This is a genomic window from Microbacterium wangchenii (genome assembly GCF_004564355.1).
GTDB lineage: Bacteria > Actinomycetota > Actinomycetes > Actinomycetales > Microbacteriaceae > Microbacterium > Microbacterium wangchenii.
The window spans coordinates 67,989-84,099 of sequence record NZ_CP038266.1 but is presented as its reverse complement, the minus strand read 5'-3'; the positions used below and the strand labels follow the sequence as shown (position 1 = coordinate 84,099).

The window sequence follows — 16,111 nt, the reverse complement described above, 5'->3', positions numbered from 1 at the left end:
TCCCGCCGCGGCGAGAGGGTCCGCATCCGGGGGGCGGCCGGCGGAGGATGCACGGGAGGTCATGGCGGGATTCTCTCAGTCCTGCAGCGCGTCCAGCGCCCGGTTCAGCTCCAGCACGTTCACGCGCTCCTCGCCGAGGAAGCCCAGGTCGCGCTGCTGCACGTGCGCGCGGACGAGCTCCTGAACCTCGCCGGTGGGGATGCCGCGGGCCGCGGCGACGCGGTCGGCCTGCAGCGCGGCGTACTCGGCGCTGATGTCGGGGTCCAGGCCCGACCCCGACGCCGTCACCGCGTCGGCGGGGATGTCTCCCGGTGCGACGCCGTCGCCGTCCGCGATCGCGGAGCGTCGCTCCTCGATCGCGGCGACGAGGTCGTCGTTCTCGGGACCGAGGTTCGAGCCGCTCGAGGCAGCGCCGTCGTACCCGTCCCCGGCGGCGGAGGGGCGGGACTGGAAGTACTCCGGAAGGGGGGCGCCCTCGGCATCCGTCCACCCCTGCCCGATCAGCTCGGATCCGACCACGACGCCGTCGCCGTCGCGCACGAGCGAGCCGTTGGCCTGATGCGGAAGGGCGAGCTGCCCGACAGCGGTGATGAGGAGCACGTAGCCGACGCCGAGGACGGCGGTGAGGACGAGCATCGCGCGGACGGCGACGCCGGTGGTGCGCAGGGAGGTGCGTGCGGTGGTCATGGGTTGCTCCTAGAAGCCGGGGATGAGGCTCACGACGAGGTCGATGAGCTTGATGCCGAGAAAGGGGACGAGCACGCCGCCGATCCCGTAGACGAGCAGATTGCGGCTGAGGATGCTCGAGGCTCCGGCCGCCCGGTAGGCCACGCCGCGCAGGGCGAGCGGGATCAGGGCGATGATCACGATCGCGTTGAAGATGATGGCGCTGGTCACCGCAGACGCCGGCGAGGACAGCTGCATGATGTTCAGCGCCGCCAGGCCCGGGAAGACGCCCATGAACATCGCCGGGATGATCGCGAAGTACTTCGCGATGTCGTTGGCGAGCGAGAACGTCGTGAGCGCACCGCGGGTGATCAGCAGCTGCTTGCCGATGCGGACGATGTCGATGAGCTTCGTCGGGTCGGAGTCGAGGTCGACCATGTTGCCGGCCTCCTTCGCCGCCGACGTGCCGGTGTTCATCGCGACCCCGACGTCGGCCTGGGCCAGCGCGGGAGCGTCATTCGTGCCGTCGCCGGTCATCGCGACGAGGTTGCCGCCCTCCTGCTCGCGCATGATGAGGGCGAGCTTGTCCTCCGGCGTGGCCTCGGCGAGGTAGTCGTCCACCCCCGCCTCGGCGGCGATGGCCTTGGCGGTGAGGGGGTTGTCGCCGGTGATCATGACGGTGCGGATCCCCATCGCCCGCAGTTCGGCGAAGCGTTCGCGCAGGCCGTCCTTGACGATGTCCTTGAGGTGGATGACCCCCAGCACCTCGCCCTGCGGTCCCTCCGGGGTGGGGCGGAGGACCGCGACGACGAGGGGCGTTCCGCCCGACTGCGCGATCGCGTCGGCTTCGCCGGACACGTGCGCACGCACCTGCGCGGCGACGCCGGAGGTCTCCGTCTCCAGCCACGCGAGCACGGCGGATGCGGCGCCCTTTCGGACCTGCGTGCCGTCGGGCAGGTCGACACCGCTCATGCGCGTCTGCGCCGTGAACGGCACGGCGATCGCATCCGCCGGCATGTCGGCCACGACTCCCTGGGCGGCGGCCAGCTCGACCACCGAGGTGCCCTCCGGGGTGGGATCCGCCAGCGACGACAGGGACGCCGCCTCGGCCACCGCCCGGGCGTCCGCGCCCGGCATGGGCACGAACTCGCTCGCGCGCCGGTTGCCGTAGGTGATGGTGCCGGTCTTGTCCAGGAGCAGCGTCGTGACGTCGCCGGCGGCTTCGACGGCGCGGCCGGACATCGCCAGGACATTGCGCTGGACCAGCCGGTCCATGCCGGCGATGCCGATGGCCGACAGCAGCGCGCCGATCGTGGTGGGGATCAGGCACACCAGCAGCGCGACGAGCACCGGGATCGACACGGGGGATGCGGCGTAGGAGGCGATCGGGTTCATCACCAACACGACGATCACGAAGACGATCGAGAGGCTTGCCAGCAGGATGTTCAGCGCGATCTCGTTGGGCGTCCGCTGACGCGAGGCGCCCTCCACGAGCGCGATCATCCGGTCGACGAAGGTCTCCCCGGGCTTGGACGTGATCCTCACCACGATCCGGTCCGACAGGACGCGCGTCCCGCCGGTGACGGCGCTGCGGTCACCGCCGGACTCGCGCACCACCGGCGCCGATTCGCCCGTGATGGCGGATTCGTCGACTGTCGCGATGCCGTGGACGATGTCGCCGTCGCCAGGGATGAGCTGCCCCGCCGTCACGACCACCACGTCGCCCACGCGGAGTTCGCCGGAGGGCACCTCGTCGAGCTCGGCGGCGAGGGCCGCCGCATCCGTCGTCCCGTCGTATCCGGGGACGCGGTGCGCCGTGGTGGTGGTGCGGGTCTGGCGGAGGGTGGCGGCCTGCGCCTTGCCGCGTCCTTCGGCGACGGCCTCGGCGACGTTGGCGAAGAACACCGTCAGCCACAGCCACACCGCGATGCCCCACGTGAATCCCCACGGCACCTCCGCGCCTCCCGAGGAGTCGGGGCCGCCGAGGAAGGGCTCGGCGATCGCGATGAGGGTCGTGAGGGCCGCGCCGACCCACACCAGGAACATGACCGGGTTGCGCCACTGCGCCGCCGGGTTGAGCTTGCGCAGCGCTCCGGGGAGGGCCTCGGCGACCTGGGCCGCGCTGAAGGCGCGCCGCTCGGGCGCAGGCGTCTTCTGCCGCGGCGACGGACGTCGGGGCTCCGGGACGGACAGGGGATCCGAGGTGAGCGAGGTGGTGGACATGTCAGGCGAGTCCTTCGGCGAGGGGTCCCAGGGTCAGGACCGGGAAGTAGGTGAGCGCGGTGACGATGACGGCGACACCGGCCAGGAGGCCCGCGAACTGCGGGCGGTGGGTGGGGAGGGTGCCGGCGGTGGAGGGCACTTTGTCCTGCGCCGCGAGAGAGCCGGCCAGCGCGAGGACGAACACGATCGGCAGGAACCGGCCCAGCAGCATCGCCACGCCCAGGGCGGTGTTCAGCCACGGGGTGTTCGCGGTGAGGCCGGCGAACGCCGACCCGTTGTTGTTCGCTGCGGAGGTGAACGCGTAGAGCACTTCGCTCAGCCCGTGCACGCCGGGATTCCAGATCGACGTCGACTCGACGTCTGCCCGGACGCCGGGGATCGCGAAGCTCAGCGCCGTGCCGGCGAGCACGAGCGTCGGGGTGACGAGGATGTACAGGCTCGCCAGCTTGATCTCCCGCGGGCCGATCTTCTTGCCGAGGTACTCCGGTGTGCGGCCGATGAGGAGTCCGCCGACGAAGACGGCGATGACCGCGAGCACCAGCATCCCGTACAGGCCCGATCCCACGCCGCCGGGGGCGATCTCCCCCAGCATCATGTTGATCATCGGCATCATGCCGCCCAGCGCCGTGTAGCTGTCGTGCATGGAGTTGACCGCCCCGGTGGAGGTGAGGGTGCTCGTGCTGCCGAACAGCGTCGACCCGAAGATGCCGAAGCGCACCTCCTTGCCCTCCATCGATCCGCCGGCCAGCTGCGGCGCGGCACCCGCTCCCGCCGTCTCCAGCGCCGTGAGGATCGCGGTGGAGGCGACGAAGATGCCGGCCATGACGCCGAGGATCGCGTAGCCCTGGCGGTTGTCGCCGACGATCCGGCCGAAGGCCCGCGGCATCGCGAAGGGGATGACGAGCATGAGGAAGATCTGGAAGAGATTCGTCCACGGCGTCGGGTTCTCGAACGGGTGGGCGGAGTTGACGTTGAAGAACCCGCCCCCGTTGGTGCCGAGGAGCTTGATCGCCTCCTGCGAGGCGACCGGGCCGCCGGGGATGGATTGCGCCGCGCCGGTCACGGTGGCGGCGTCGGTGAACCCGTTGACGTTCTGGATGACGCCGCCGGCCAGCAGCACGACCGCCGCGACGATCGAGAACGGCAGGAGCAGCCGGTACGTGCCGCGGATGAGGTCGACCCAGAAGTTGCCGATCACGCCGCCGCGGCGCGAGGCGAACCCGCGCACGAGGGCGATCGCCACGGCGATGCCCACCGCGGCGGAGACGAAGTTCTGCACGGCGAGCGCAGCGAACTGGACGGTGTACCCCAGCGTCATCTCGCCGGAATACGACTGCCAGTTCGTGTTCGTCACGAACGAGACGGCGGTGTTGAACGACAGCGCCTCGCCGGGGGCGGGCATGCCGAGGGAGTAGGGCAGGAACTGCTGCAGCCGCAGAAGGCCGTACACCAGCAGCACGCCCACGGCGGAGAACGCCAGTACCGAGCGCAGGTAGGCCTGCCACGTCTGGGCTCCGGCGGGATCGACGCCGATCAGGCGGTAGGTCACCCGTTCGAGCGCGAGGTCCTTCCTGCCGGTGTAGATGGAGGCGATGTAGTCGCCCACGGGCCGGTAGGCCAGTGCGAGGGCGAGGATGAGGGTCGCCGAGGTGAGGGCGAGCGACCAGGCTGTGCCGGCGTCCATGTCAGAACCTCTCCGGGCGCACGAGGGCGACCACGAGGTACACCACGGCGGCGACGGCGAGGACGGTGGCCAGCAGCGAGAAGACGATCATCCCCGCTCCTCCCCACCCACCGCTTCGCGTCGGGCGGAGCCGCGGGCGCGGGGACCCAGGTGCTCCACCCCCCGGGCGACCAGCGCGACCAGCGCGAACAGCGCCAGCGTTGCTGCGAGATAGACGACATCGAGCACGGGAGCTCCTTGAACGGGTACGACCGCGCGACTGCTGTGGCGCGGGTGACCACGCGCGGTGGCCACGGGATCCGATGCAACACCCCGCGGATGCTCCGGACGGCCGCCCTCACGGAATCCATACGGGCTGGGGGCCGTTCCTCACACGGTCCTGACATCGCAGGTATTCAGTGTTGCTATCTACCGGTACTCGGTCTTACTATGTAGTAGTACCTAGTGACACTGATATGCGGGAGCGGACCTCATGGGCAAGCAGGACACGGAGATGCTCAAGGGCGTCCTGGAGGGGATCGTGCTCGCGGTCCTCGCGCGGCGCCCCGCATACGGGTACGAGATCACGGCGGGGCTGCGCGAACGCGGCTTCGCCGACATCGCCGAGGGCACGATCTACGCGCTCCTCGTGCGCATCGAGCAGCGCGGACTGGTCGACGTGGAGAAGGTGCCCTCCGAGAAGGGCCCGCCGCGCAAGGTCTACACGCTGAACACCGCAGGGCGGGAAAAGCTCGCCGAATTCTGGACCACCTGGAGCTTCCTCGCCGAACGGCTGAAGCAGCTCCGCACGGAAGGAGAGTGACATGGCCTGGTACGAGAAGATCATCGGCGATCTCGGCGAGAAGAAGCGCTACCTGGCGTACAAGGCGCGCGTGAAGCGCCTGCCCGAGCCGTACCGGCAGGCCGCCGCCGCGCTCGAGCGCTACCTGCTGCACCTCGGGCCCAGCGACAGCGGTTCGAGCCTCGTCGCGATGCTCGACGATCTCGGCGACCTGCTCGAGCAGAGCGCGGCGGCCGGAACGCCGATCCGCGACGTCGTCGGAAGCGACCCGGTCTCCTTCGCCGAGACGTTCATGGAGAACTACGGCGGCGGCAGCTGGATCCGCAAGGAGCGGGCACGCCTCGAACGCGCGATCGAGGCTGCCGAACACGACGACACCGCCTGAACCTCCGGGGCTGAGCCCCGCCACACCACGCCCCCTCACCACGCCCTCCCGCCTCGGCGGGCTCGGAGCGATGGCTTCGTGCGCCCATTTTCCGCGCACCCCCACCCCGACACGCTCATCCCGCAAAGGAACGACCATGACCACCGCCATCCGCGTCCGCGACCTCGAGAAGACCTTCGCCGACGTATCCGTCCTCCGGGGCGTCGACCTCGACGTCGCCCGGGGCAGCATCTTCGCGCTGCTCGGCTCCAACGGCGCCGGTAAGACCACCATCGTGAAGATCCTCTCCACGCTGCTCTCCGCCGACGCCGGATCGGCCGTCGTCGACGGGCACGACGTGTTCGCCGATCCCCGCGGCGTCCGAGAATCGATCAGCCTCACGGGGCAGTTCGCCGCCGTCGACGAGGTGCTCACAGGGCGAGAGAACCTCGTGCTCGTGGCGCAGCTGCGCCACCAGCCGGATCCCGGCGGCATCGCCGACGACCTGCTCGCGCGCTTCCGTCTGGTCGAGGCGGGCGGACGGAAGGCGGCGACCTACTCCGGCGGCATGCGCCGCCGGCTCGACATCGCGATGAGTCTCATGGGGGCGCCGTCGGTCATCTTCCTGGATGAGCCGACCACGGGCCTTGATCCGGAGGCCCGCATCGAGGTGTGGCACGCCGTGCGCGAGCTCGCCGCCGGCGGCACGACCGTGCTGCTGACCACGCAGTACCTCGACGAGGCGGAGCAACTGGCCGACCGCATCGCGATCCTCCACGAGGGCCGCATCATCGCCGACGGCACCCTCGCCCAGCTGAAGGCGCTGCTTCCCCCGGCGACGGTCGAGTACGTCGAGAAGCAGCCCACGCTCGAGGAGATCTTCCTCGCCATCACCGGCGGCAGGAGCCACCCCACCTCCCCCGGCGCATCCGCCGCCGACGCCGCATCCACCGCAGACGAGTAAGGAACCGCCATGACCACCCACTTCTTCGGCGACACCGCCGTCCTCACCGGGCGTTCACTGCGTCACATCCTGCGCAGCCCCGACACGATCATCACCACCGCGGTGACCCCCATCGCGCTAATGCTGCTCTTCGTCTACGTCTTCGGCGGGGCGATCAATTCCGGCTCGCAGTCCTACATCGACTACATGCTCCCCGGCATCCTCCTGATCACCGTCGCATCCGGCATCGCCTACACGGCATACCGGCTGTTCCTCGACATGCAGGGCGGGATCTTCGAGCGCTTCCAGTCGATGCCCATCGCACGCTCGGCCGTGCTGTGGGGGCACGTGCTGACCTCCCTGGTGGCGAACACGATCTCGCTCGTGCTCGTCGTGGGCGTCGCTCTGCTGCTGGGGTTCCGATCCGGCGCCGGCGTGCTGGAGTGGCTCGCCGTCACCGGGATGCTCGTCCTGTTCACCCTGGCGCTGACGTGGGTCGCGGTGATCGCGGGGCTGTCGGCGAAGACGGTGGACGGGGCCAGCGCGTTCTCGTACCCGCTGATCTTCCTGCCGTTCATCAGTTCCGCGTTCGTGCCGACCGACACGATGCCGGGCCCCGTCCGCTGGTTCGCGGACAACCAGCCCGTCACCTCGATCGTGAACTCCATGCGCGCCCTGTTCACGCAGCAGCCGGTCGGCTCGGACATCTGGATCGCCCTGGCGTGGTGCCTCGGCATCCTCCTCGTGGCCTTCGCCCTCGCGATGCGCCTGTACCGCCGCCGGACCCACTGAGCCGCGAACGCGAATCGGCTGCTCCCCGCGCGGGGAGCAGCCGATTCAGCGTGCGGGGAAGGGCCCGGGAGCAGCGCCTACGTGCGGTCCCGGCCGCGCGCGTCGTAGGCCGCGCCGCAGCCGATGCCGATGGCCAGGCCGATCCCGAGCCACAGTGCGAGGTTCTCGGTCACGATCCCGACTGCCGCACCCAGGGCCATACCCAGGGCGATGCCGATGCCGACCCCGGTGCCTTTCGCGAAACCTTCGGACTCCGACTTCTCTTCGTCACTCATGGTCCCCACGCTACGCAGCACCGTGCAGCGGATCCTCCCGCGCGCGACGGAGATCCGCCTCACACCTGCGGGGGACCCGGTGGCGCGGCCATCTCCGCCCGTGGGCCCGCGCAGAATTCAGGAAGAACCGGATGCCGCGGGCCCGGCGGGGGCGGCAGCATCCGGATCTCCTGAATTCCGGCGGATCAGGCCAGGACGAGCGACTCCAGCCGGGCGTAGCTGGATTCCATGCCGTCGACCATGCCGGTGGCCAGGATCATGTCGCGCGTCTCCTTGTCGGGGTACTCGATGAGCACCGTGAGCAGCGTGACACCGTCCTCTTCGTAGAGCGTCATGTCGTTGACGGTGCCCTCGCCGGGCATCCCGATCATGCGCTCGGTGGTGACGGCGCGCCGGGGCGGATCCGACAGCAGCGTCTCGCCCTCGAAGCCGAACCGCTCCCCCGGCTGGCCGGGTGCGGGCTCCCACTCGTACCGGTAGTGCCCGCCGACGCTCGGGTCGACCTCGGCCACGGGCATCGTCCAGCCGTCGGGTCCGAGCATCCACTTCCGCAGCAGTTCCGGTTCGTGGTGCGCGCGCCACACGAGCTCGCGCGGCCCTTGGATGACGCGCGTGATGCGGACGTGGGTGTCGTCGAGCACCTCGAGCTCGGTGCCCCGCCCGGCGGCGTATTCGCCGAGGTCGCGCAGCACGGCGTCCAGCTGGCCCATCGCCATGGCCGCACCCTCGACCATGCCCATCGCCGCCAGCTGCTCGAGCGCCTCGGACGAGGGGAAGTGCGTCAGGATCGTCAGACGTGACCCGCTGTCGGTCGGTGCGATCTGGAACCGCATGCGCGAAGTGGGCATGTCGGCGGAGGGGGCACCCGATTCGTCGGCGAAGGCGTCGAGCACTTCGAACCCATCGGTGGGATCGATCGAGAGGAACTCCCATCGCCCGCGCGCGACGTCGCCGCGCGGACCGATCATCGCGTACGTGGCGACACCGCCCGGAGTCAGGTCGAACGCGTCGAAGGTCGCAGGATATCCAGGAGGCCCCCAGAAGCGCTCGAGCTGGCGGGGATCCGAGAAGGCCTTCCACAAACGCTCGGGGCCGACCGGGAAGTCGGCGACGAGGGTCATCGTGAGGGCCTCGGGGTCGGTGGTGACGGATGTGACGGGCATGGCGGTCTCCTTCGGACGAGTGGATGCCGCAGCATCCGGTTCAGGACGCGGGATCTTCCCGCAGCAGGTCGTCGAGGCGGTCGATGCGCGATCGCCACAGCCACTCGTAGGCACTGAGCAGCTGACGGGCGCGCGCGATCGTCTCCGGGTCGGCACTCACGAGCCGCTCCCTCCCTTCGGCCCGCTTGATCACGAGCCGGGCCGTTTCCAGCACGGCGACGTGCTTCTGCACGGCGGCGAAGCTCATGTCGTACTCGGCGGCGAGCGCCGACACCGTCTGCTCGCTGACCAGGGTGCGGCGCAGGATGTCACGCCGCGTGGCGTCGGCGAGGGCCCGGAAGATCCGGTCCACCGCCGCGTCATCGAGTTCACTGTCTACAACCATTTGGTTGTACGTTAGACCTCGGCGTGGCTGCCGTCAAGCCTTTCCCGCCCCCGGAGAGCGATCCGTCACGTGCGCCGGGTAGCCTCGCGGTATGACGCCCCCGCCCGATGCCACGCACGCGCGCGCTCCCGTGGCCGACGAGGGGCTGCCCGACCCGCTGGCCGACCCGCCCACCTCACCCGTGGACGCGCAGGGCAGGCCACTACCCAAGGGCGACGTTCGGGTCGCCTCCTGGATCGCGATCTTCACGGCGATCGCGGTGCTGCTGTGGTACTTCAGCATCCTCATCCTCGGCGGCGTCTACTTCGGCGAGTTCAGCAGCGCCGCCCAGGTCGCGGTGTGGGCCCTGGCTGCGGTGTCGTTCGTGTGCGGCCTCATCAGCCTCAACGCGCGCAGGGCGAGAGAGCTCGCCGCGGCGGGATTCATCGCCGGCATCGTGTCGCTCCTGGTCAGCCTCACCATCGGAGTGCCCACGGGCTTCCAGATCCTCTTCTGACGGGGACGATCGGATGCCGCGGCGGAACTAGACTGAGCGGGTCCGGCACCCCCGAAAGCCCGTTCGGCCGAATTCCTGGAGTACAGCCGCGTGACCACCCCCGCTGACAACGCCGCGGCCGCGGCATCCGCCCCCGTCGCCCCGACAGCTCAGGCTGATACCGCCGCCGCGAGAGCGGCAGCGCAGGCCGATACCGTCGATCACGCCCTCGCGACGCCGGAGAAGGAGCAGCCGTACGCGGCGCTGGGTCTCAAACCCGACGAGTACGCGCGGATCCGTGAGATCCTCGGGCGCCGCCCCACCTCCGGGGAACTGGCGATGTACTCCGTCATGTGGAGCGAGCACTGCTCCTACAAGTCGAGCAAGATCTACCTCCGCCAGTTCGGAGACAAGGTCTCCGACGAGATGAAGACCCGCCTCATGGTCGGCATGGGCCAGAACGCCGGCGTCGTCGACATCGGTGAAGGATGGGCCGTCACCTTCAAGGTCGAGTCGCACAACCACCCCAGCTACATCGAGCCCTTCCAGGGTGCCGCCACCGGCGTCGGCGGCATCGTCCGCGACATCATCTCGATGGGCGCGCGCCCGGTCGCCGTCATGGACCAGCTGCGCTTCGGAGCCATCGACCACCCCGACACGGCACGCGTCGTGCACGGGGTGACCAGCGGCATCTCCTTCTACGGCAACTGCCTGGGCCTGCCCAACATCGGCGGCGAGACCGTGTTCGACTCGGTCTACCAGGGCAACCCGCTCGTCAACGCCCTCGCGGTGGGCGTCCTCCGCCACGAAGACCTGAAGCTCGCCAACGCGTCGGGGGTCGGCAACAAGGTCGTGCTGTTCGGCGCCCGCACCGGCGGAGACGGCATCGGCGGAGCATCCATCCTCGCCTCCGACTCGTTCGACTCGACCGGCCCGACCAAGCGGCCGGCCGTGCAGGTGGGCGACCCGTTCGCCGAGAAGGTGCTCATCGAGTGCTGCCTCGAGCTGTACTCCGGCGGCCTCGTCGAGGCGATCCAGGACCTCGGCGCCGCCGGCATCTCGTGCGCCACGAGCGAGCTGGCCGCCAACGGCGGCAGCGGCATGAAGGTCGAACTGTCGCACGTGCTGCTGCGCGACCCCTCCCTCACGCCGGAGGAGATCCTCATGTCGGAGTCGCAGGAGCGGATGATGGCCATCGTCGCGCCCGACAAGCTCGACGCCTTCCTCGCCGTCACCGCCAGGTGGGATGTCGAGACCAGCGTGCTGGGTGAGGTCACCGGCGACGGACGCCTCGTGATCGACTGGCACGGGCACGAGATCGTCAACGTCGACCCGTCCACGGTCGCCGTCGACGGCCCCGTCTACGAGCGTCCGGTCGCCTATCCGGCCTGGATCGACGCGCTCCGCGAGGATTCCGCCGCCGCGCTCCCGCGCGAGAGCGACCCCGAGACCCTCCGCAGCCAGTTCCTGCAGCTGCTGACCAGCCCCAACCTGGCCGACACGTCCTGGATCACCAACCAGTACGACTACTACGTGCTCGGCAACACCGCGCTGTCGTTCCCCGATGACGCGGGCATGATCCGCGTCGACGAGGAATCCGGACTCGGGTTCGCGATCGCGACCGACAGCAACGGCCGGTACTGCCAGCTCGACCCGTACGAGGGCGCGAAGCTCGCCCTCGCCGAGGCGTACCGCAACGTCGCCGTCACCGGCGCGGCGCCTGCCGCCGTGACCGACTGCCTCAACTTCGGGAGCCCCGAGAACCCCGAAGTCATGTGGCAGTTCTCGCAGGCCGTCGCGGGCCTGGCCGACGGATGCCTCGAACTGGGCATCCCCGTCACCGGCGGCAACGTCTCGTTCTACAACCAGACCGGCGACACCCCGATCCACCCCACGCCGGTGGTGGGCGTTCTCGGCATCATCGACGACGTGGCCCGCCGCATCCCCAGCGGGTGGCAGGATCCGGGCGAGAACCTGTACCTCCTCGGCGTCACCTCGACCGAGCTGTCGGGCTCGCAGTGGGCCGGCACGGTGCACGGGCATCTCGGCGGGCGGCCCCCGCGGGTCGACCTGGCGCAGGAGCGCCGGCTCGCCGAACTGCTGCGTGCCGCGAACGACCAGTCGCTCATCTCCAGCGCGCACGACATCTCCTCCGGCGGCCTCGGACAGGCCCTCGCCGAGGGCGTGCTGCGCTTCGGCGTCGGCGCGCGCGTGTGGCTCACGGAGATCATGGAGCGCGACGGCGTGGATGCATCGGCCGCGCTGTTCTCCGAATCGACGGGCCGCGTGATCGTGAGCGTGCCGCGCGAGGAGGACGTGAAGTTCCGCGGCCTGTGCGCGGGCCGGGACTACCCGGTGCTGCGCATCGGCGTGACCGACGTCCCCGGCGACGGCAGCGGCGCGGCTCTGGAGGTCCAGGACGTCTTCACGATCCCCGTGTCCGAGCTGCGGGAGCTGTCGGGCGGCACCCTGCCCGCCGCCTTCGGCCCGACCGTCGTGGAACCGGCCGCCTAGACTGTCCTCATGACCGACCAGGAGGACTACGGCCCGCTCGGACAGACCAGGCAGCGCCGCATCCGCGTCGTGGCGTGGGTGGTCATCGCCTCGCTCATCATGGTGGGCGCCGGCGCGACCGTGATCTCGCTCCTGCCCGGCTGACTTCTGGCGGTTCCCATGGTCGAAGCGGCGCACACCGGCTGCCCGGCAGGCGGCCGCGCGATTAGCATGAGGGCGTGGATCCGCTCTGGGCGATGCTCGCCGATCTGTGGTGGCTCGCGCCCGCGACGGTGGGCGCCGGAGCCGTCGGCTGGGGCGCCGTGAGCATGGCGCGCGGCTCCGGGCGTGCGCGCCACCTCGAGGTCGAGGCATCCCTGCACGACGTGCGGGTCGCCGCCGGCAACCTCTCCCGCGCCCGCGCCGCCGTGCTCGCCGCGCGAGCGGGCGTCGCCCGCGCGGATGCCGACCGCCTCGCCCGTCGCGCCACCTCCGCCGATGTCGCCGCCGCCCGCCATGCCCTGCAGCAGGCCGAGCGCGACGTGCGCGCCGCCGGCGCCGACCTGCGTGCGCGACGCGCGAATGTCCGTGCCGCGCGGGCCGCCGTCCCGCCGCGGCGCGCCGGCATCGAGGCGCTGCCGCTGAGCCGCCTGATCGCCCGCCACGACGCGCTCCTGTCGCGCTGGCTGGCGTACGAGACGGATGCCGCGAAGGCCATCGACTACCCGTCGATGAGCGACCCGCACGATCCGCTCACCGCCGAATTCCTGCGCGCGCAGTCCACCGCGCAGTGGCTGCGCCCCTCCGGCCCCGACGTCAAGATGCAGGCGGCCGACTACGCCGCCTATCGGGACGCGGTGTACCGCGCCGAGTACGCGTTCGCCGTCGCGGAGCGGGCCGCGCAGCGCGGCCGCGGCGAGGTGCCCGATGCCCCCGCATCCGGCGACCACTGGAGCGACCTGGCCCGCGACGTGATGGACACCACCAGCCGCGCGATCGCCCGTTCCGCCGAGGCGGTCGCACGTGCCGCGGAGGCGGGCTGGAAGAACCGCCGGCGCCCGCCGGAGGGATGAGCCGGCCGGTGTGCCCGGCCGACCCCGCGACTAGCATGGCGACGTGGACTTCTGGGCCTTCGTCGGCGGTTACTGGTGGCTCGCCTTCCCGCTGCTCGGGGCGGCTGGCGGCGTCGCCGGCGCGTGGGAGAAGGCGGCCCGCCGGCGGCACAAGCGGCGCCTGGAGATCCTCAAGGCCAAGAGCGAGCTGAAGGCCGCGCAGTCCGGGCTGCGGTCGCAGGCCCTCACCGGCGCCACCCCCGCCGACGCGGCCCCGGAGTCGCAGGCCGCTCAGCTGGAACGTCTGTTCGCCGCGCACGACACCGTCACCGCCCGCTGGCTGGAGTACGAGCTGGATGTCGCGAAGCTCATCGCCTTCCCCGCGATGAGCGACGGCCGTCAGCCGCTGACCGCCGCGTACCTGCGCGCCAAGCGCGTCGCCGACGGCCTGCGCCCGCCCTCGGCCAAGGCCCGGCTGACGCACCAGGAGCTGACCGAATACCGTAACGCCGTCACCGACTACGAGGTGGCCTTCGACGTGGCCGAACGCGACGCGCGGCGCATCAAGGACTCCTCCTTCACGGAGGCGGAGCGCAAGCGCCTCGACACCGCTCAGCAGCTGCTCACGGTCGCGGTCGACCAGGCCGCCACCCCCGCCGAGCGTCAGCTCGCCTACCGGCGCGTACGGGAGGAGCTCGACGGCCTCCTGTCGCTGTCGGACGAGGCCATCGACGTGCTCGAGCAGAAGGTCGCGCTCGAGTTGCCCGCCGGCGCATCCTCCCCCCGCCCGGATGCCGCCGGCCCGGGTGCCGCATCCTCGGGTGGCCAGGGCGCTGCCGCCTCGGGCGGCCGGGGTGCCCGGTCCTCGGGCGGCCGGGGTGCCGCATCCTCGGCCGGTGCAGATCCCCGGTTGACGCCCCCTCCCGCGCCGGCTCCGGGCCCGCCCGCGCGCGAGCCGAAGACCGGCCCGCCGCCGGCGCCGTCCGACGTCACCCCCGCGCCGGGCCGCATCGTCCGCCCCAAGCCCACCCCCTAGCCCGAAACACCACATTCCGTCCGAGACACCGGGCGACGCCTGGTGTCTCAGACGTTTTCGCGTGTTTCGCGGGGCGGATGCGGCGGGCGCACGCCGCGCGGACGTCAGGTCAGCGGCGGGTCGAGCAGGTACAGCGTGCCGAGGTCGGCCGCTCGGGCCCGCGTGACCGTCTGCGCGTCGAGGATGCCCCGCTCCCCGAGGACGTCCAACGCCGCATCCCGGTCTGCGCGGATGGCGCCCAGCTCCGCGTCGTCCAGCTCACGCAGCGCGGCCTGAACGGCCTGCGGTCCATCGGTGGGCTGCGCCGCCTGCGCGACGGCCTCGGGCGCGCGGTGGCGCCGGCGTGCGATCATCGCGATCGCGGATCCGGCCGAGATCAGGAACGCGGCGATGACCGCCGGGTACCACGCGCCCCACCCGTCGTAGCCGTCGAGGGCGCCGGCGTTCACCATGCCGATGAGTCCGAAGCCCGAGAAGACGAGGGCCACCACCACGATGCCGAGAGTGAAGCCGTCGAACCGCGCACCCTTGCGCAGCCACATGACGAGCATGACGAGCTGGGTCAGCGCGGTGACGGCGAACAGCGCGCCGGCCAGCGGCACCGACTGCGCCGCATCCATGCGGAAGAAGTTGAAGCGGTCACCCCCCATTGCCGAGACCGCCGCCACCGGGGCGATGACACCCACCACGGCGAGCAGGACGATGATGCCGTTTCCCGCCCGGACGGCGATGGGGCGCCGCGCGGTCAGCGCGCGCGCTGCCGTGAGGGCGCCGTCGGGGCCGAAGTAGCGGTAGATCTCGGGATGCCGCCGGAAGGCGATGATCTCGACGCGCGCCAGGCGCAGGTCGGCGGCGAGCGAGTGCTCGCGCGCCCATGCGGAGGCGGATTCCAGAGTGTCCACGGTTGGCACGCTAGCAAACGATGTCGCGTCGTCAGCGCGGCGCGTCCGCGGCCCGCGGCGATCCGTCCACCGGGAGCTCGAGGAGAGGCGGCGGCGCGATCGTGAGCGCCGTCATACCCAGATCCGTGGCATCGGCGCGCGCGGCGAGGGCGTCGTCGATGAGGCCCCGCTCACGCAGGCGGCTGATCGCCCGCCCGCGCTCGATCCGCAGGCGTGCTCGCTCATCGTCCGACAGCTCCGCCACGCTGACGCGCACATTGTCGACGAGATTCTGCGGTCCGCCGGGGCGCACGGGGCCGCGCACCAGCTGCACGATATGCACGGCGACGTCGATCGCGATGACGGCGAGCCAGATCCACGCGCCGTCGCTCAGGAGGCCGCCGCCGAGCCAGAGGGCGACGATGACCGTGACGGCGCCGGGAACGATGTGCATGAGCGTGAGCTGCCGGACGGCTGCCTGAGATGCCGCTCGCGGATACCGGCGTGCCTGCACCTCGCTGTACGCGGTCACCGCCAGGGACGCGGCCGTCAGGATTCCCGCCGCCGCCAAGGGGAACCCCGAGTCCCACGCCCCCGTCGACGCCCATCGCGCCATCAACGCCGCACCGATCAGCGGGGCGATGAGGCCGAACAGGTAGGCCATCGACTGCACGACGTAGCGAAGCTCGAAGCGCGTGTACTCGTGGCGGCGCGGTGCCGGAGGCGCGAACATGACGAGCGCATGCTGAACCCGCGGTGTGTCGGCGAACAGCCGCAGGTCGAGCCGCCACCACTCCTCGACGCCCCACTCCGCCTGCTCTTCCACGAGATCCTGCACCGTCGCGTGCGCCATCGCATCCTCCCCCTCACGGCCGCCCCCGCCGTCGGCCGGCTGCTG

The 16,111-nt window shown here is 71.0% G+C and carries 19 protein-coding genes; 9 read left to right on the top strand and 10 right to left on the bottom strand.

What is annotated here, in order from left to right; genetic code table 11:
• Positions 1-75 precede the first annotated feature (75 nt).
• The 5 genes from kdpC to E4K62_RS18585 are packed head-to-tail and all read right to left on the bottom strand — an operon-like array spanning position 76 to position 4,801.
• Entirely contained in the window at positions 76-687 is a 612-nt protein-coding gene (gene kdpC, locus E4K62_RS00425; RefSeq protein WP_135062516.1) for a potassium-transporting ATPase subunit KdpC, read from the bottom strand.
• Between the two features lie 9 nt (positions 688-696).
• Positions 697-2,889: a potassium-transporting ATPase subunit KdpB gene (gene kdpB / locus E4K62_RS00420; RefSeq protein WP_135062514.1), complete on the bottom strand. Its 2,193-nt coding sequence runs from the start codon at positions 2,887-2,889 to the stop codon at positions 697-699.
• Between the two features lies 1 nt (position 2,890).
• The gene (kdpA, locus tag E4K62_RS00415; RefSeq protein WP_135062512.1) at positions 2,891-4,573 is read right to left on the bottom strand and encodes a potassium-transporting ATPase subunit KdpA; all 1,683 of its coding nucleotides are present in this window, start codon (positions 4,571-4,573) and stop codon (positions 2,891-2,893) included.
• 1 nt (position 4,574) lies between these two features.
• Positions 4,575-4,664: a K(+)-transporting ATPase subunit F gene (gene kdpF / locus E4K62_RS00410; RefSeq protein ID WP_135062510.1), complete on the bottom strand. Its 90-nt coding sequence runs from the start codon at positions 4,662-4,664 to the stop codon at positions 4,575-4,577.
• Entirely contained in the window at positions 4,661-4,801 is a 141-nt protein-coding gene (locus E4K62_RS18585; RefSeq protein WP_167747677.1) for a hypothetical protein, read from the bottom strand. Before E4K62_RS18585 ends, kdpF begins: the two co-directional genes overlap by 4 nt.
• A gap of 244 nt (positions 4,802-5,045) precedes the next feature.
• Here E4K62_RS18585 and E4K62_RS00405 point away from each other — a divergent pair, with 244 nt between their 5' ends.
• The 4 genes from E4K62_RS00405 (at position 5,046) to E4K62_RS00390 (ending at position 7,453) form a co-directional block, all read left to right on the top strand.
• Entirely contained in the window at positions 5,046-5,375 is a 330-nt protein-coding gene (locus E4K62_RS00405; protein ID WP_135062508.1) for a PadR family transcriptional regulator, read from the top strand.
• A gap of 1 nt (position 5,376) precedes the next feature.
• Positions 5,377-5,739, top strand: a complete 363-nt coding sequence (locus tag E4K62_RS00400) for a DUF1048 domain-containing protein (RefSeq protein ID WP_135062506.1) — start codon at positions 5,377-5,379, stop codon at positions 5,737-5,739.
• Between the two features lie 136 nt (positions 5,740-5,875).
• A complete protein-coding gene (locus E4K62_RS00395; protein ID WP_135062504.1) occupies positions 5,876-6,682 on the top strand; it encodes an ABC transporter ATP-binding protein in 807 nt (268 codons plus the stop codon).
• A gap of 9 nt (positions 6,683-6,691) precedes the next feature.
• On the top strand, positions 6,692-7,453 hold the full coding sequence (locus tag E4K62_RS00390) for an ABC transporter permease (protein ID WP_135062502.1): 762 nt from the start codon (positions 6,692-6,694) through the stop codon (positions 7,451-7,453).
• Positions 7,454-7,530: 77 nt separating this feature from the next.
• Here E4K62_RS00390 and E4K62_RS00385 read toward each other — a convergent pair whose 3' ends face one another.
• From E4K62_RS00385 to E4K62_RS00375, 3 genes are all read right to left on the bottom strand, one after another.
• Positions 7,531-7,728 (bottom strand): glycine zipper domain-containing protein, encoded by a 198-nt coding sequence (locus E4K62_RS00385; protein ID WP_135062500.1) that lies wholly within the window; start codon positions 7,726-7,728, stop codon positions 7,531-7,533.
• Between the two features lie 185 nt (positions 7,729-7,913).
• On the bottom strand, positions 7,914-8,891 hold the full coding sequence (locus tag E4K62_RS00380) for an SRPBCC family protein (RefSeq protein ID WP_135062498.1): 978 nt from the start codon (positions 8,889-8,891) through the stop codon (positions 7,914-7,916).
• A 40-nt stretch (positions 8,892-8,931) separates the two neighbouring features.
• Positions 8,932-9,276, bottom strand: a complete 345-nt coding sequence (locus tag E4K62_RS00375; protein ID WP_135062496.1) for an ArsR/SmtB family transcription factor — start codon at positions 9,274-9,276, stop codon at positions 8,932-8,934.
• A gap of 91 nt (positions 9,277-9,367) precedes the next feature.
• Here E4K62_RS00375 and E4K62_RS00370 point away from each other — a divergent pair, with 91 nt between their 5' ends.
• From E4K62_RS00370 to E4K62_RS00355, 5 genes are all read left to right on the top strand, one after another.
• Positions 9,368-9,772, top strand: a complete 405-nt coding sequence (locus tag E4K62_RS00370; protein ID WP_135062494.1) for a hypothetical protein — start codon at positions 9,368-9,370, stop codon at positions 9,770-9,772.
• Between the two features lie 90 nt (positions 9,773-9,862).
• On the top strand, positions 9,863-12,265 hold the full coding sequence (gene purL / locus E4K62_RS00365; protein ID WP_135062492.1) for a phosphoribosylformylglycinamidine synthase subunit PurL: 2,403 nt from the start codon (positions 9,863-9,865) through the stop codon (positions 12,263-12,265).
• Positions 12,266-12,274: 9 nt separating this feature from the next.
• Positions 12,275-12,409 carry a hypothetical protein gene (locus E4K62_RS18930; protein ID WP_276321925.1) on the top strand — a complete coding sequence of 45 codons (135 nt, stop codon included), beginning with the start codon at positions 12,275-12,277 and terminating at the stop codon, positions 12,407-12,409.
• Positions 12,410-12,483: 74 nt separating this feature from the next.
• The gene (locus tag E4K62_RS00360; protein ID WP_135062490.1) at positions 12,484-13,317 is read left to right on the top strand and encodes a hypothetical protein; all 834 of its coding nucleotides are present in this window, start codon (positions 12,484-12,486) and stop codon (positions 13,315-13,317) included.
• A 43-nt stretch (positions 13,318-13,360) separates the two neighbouring features.
• A complete protein-coding gene (locus tag E4K62_RS00355) occupies positions 13,361-14,332 on the top strand; it encodes a hypothetical protein (protein WP_135062488.1) in 972 nt (323 codons plus the stop codon).
• Positions 14,333-14,436: 104 nt separating this feature from the next.
• Here the strand turns inward: E4K62_RS00355 and E4K62_RS00350 are convergent, their stop codons facing one another.
• Both E4K62_RS00350 and E4K62_RS00345 read right to left on the bottom strand, forming a co-directional pair.
• On the bottom strand, positions 14,437-15,234 hold the full coding sequence (locus E4K62_RS00350) for a hypothetical protein (RefSeq protein WP_135062486.1): 798 nt from the start codon (positions 15,232-15,234) through the stop codon (positions 14,437-14,439).
• 31 nt (positions 15,235-15,265) lie between these two features.
• The gene (locus tag E4K62_RS00345; protein ID WP_135062484.1) at positions 15,266-16,066 is read right to left on the bottom strand and encodes a hypothetical protein; all 801 of its coding nucleotides are present in this window, start codon (positions 16,064-16,066) and stop codon (positions 15,266-15,268) included.
• Positions 16,067-16,111: the final 45 nt, after the last annotated feature.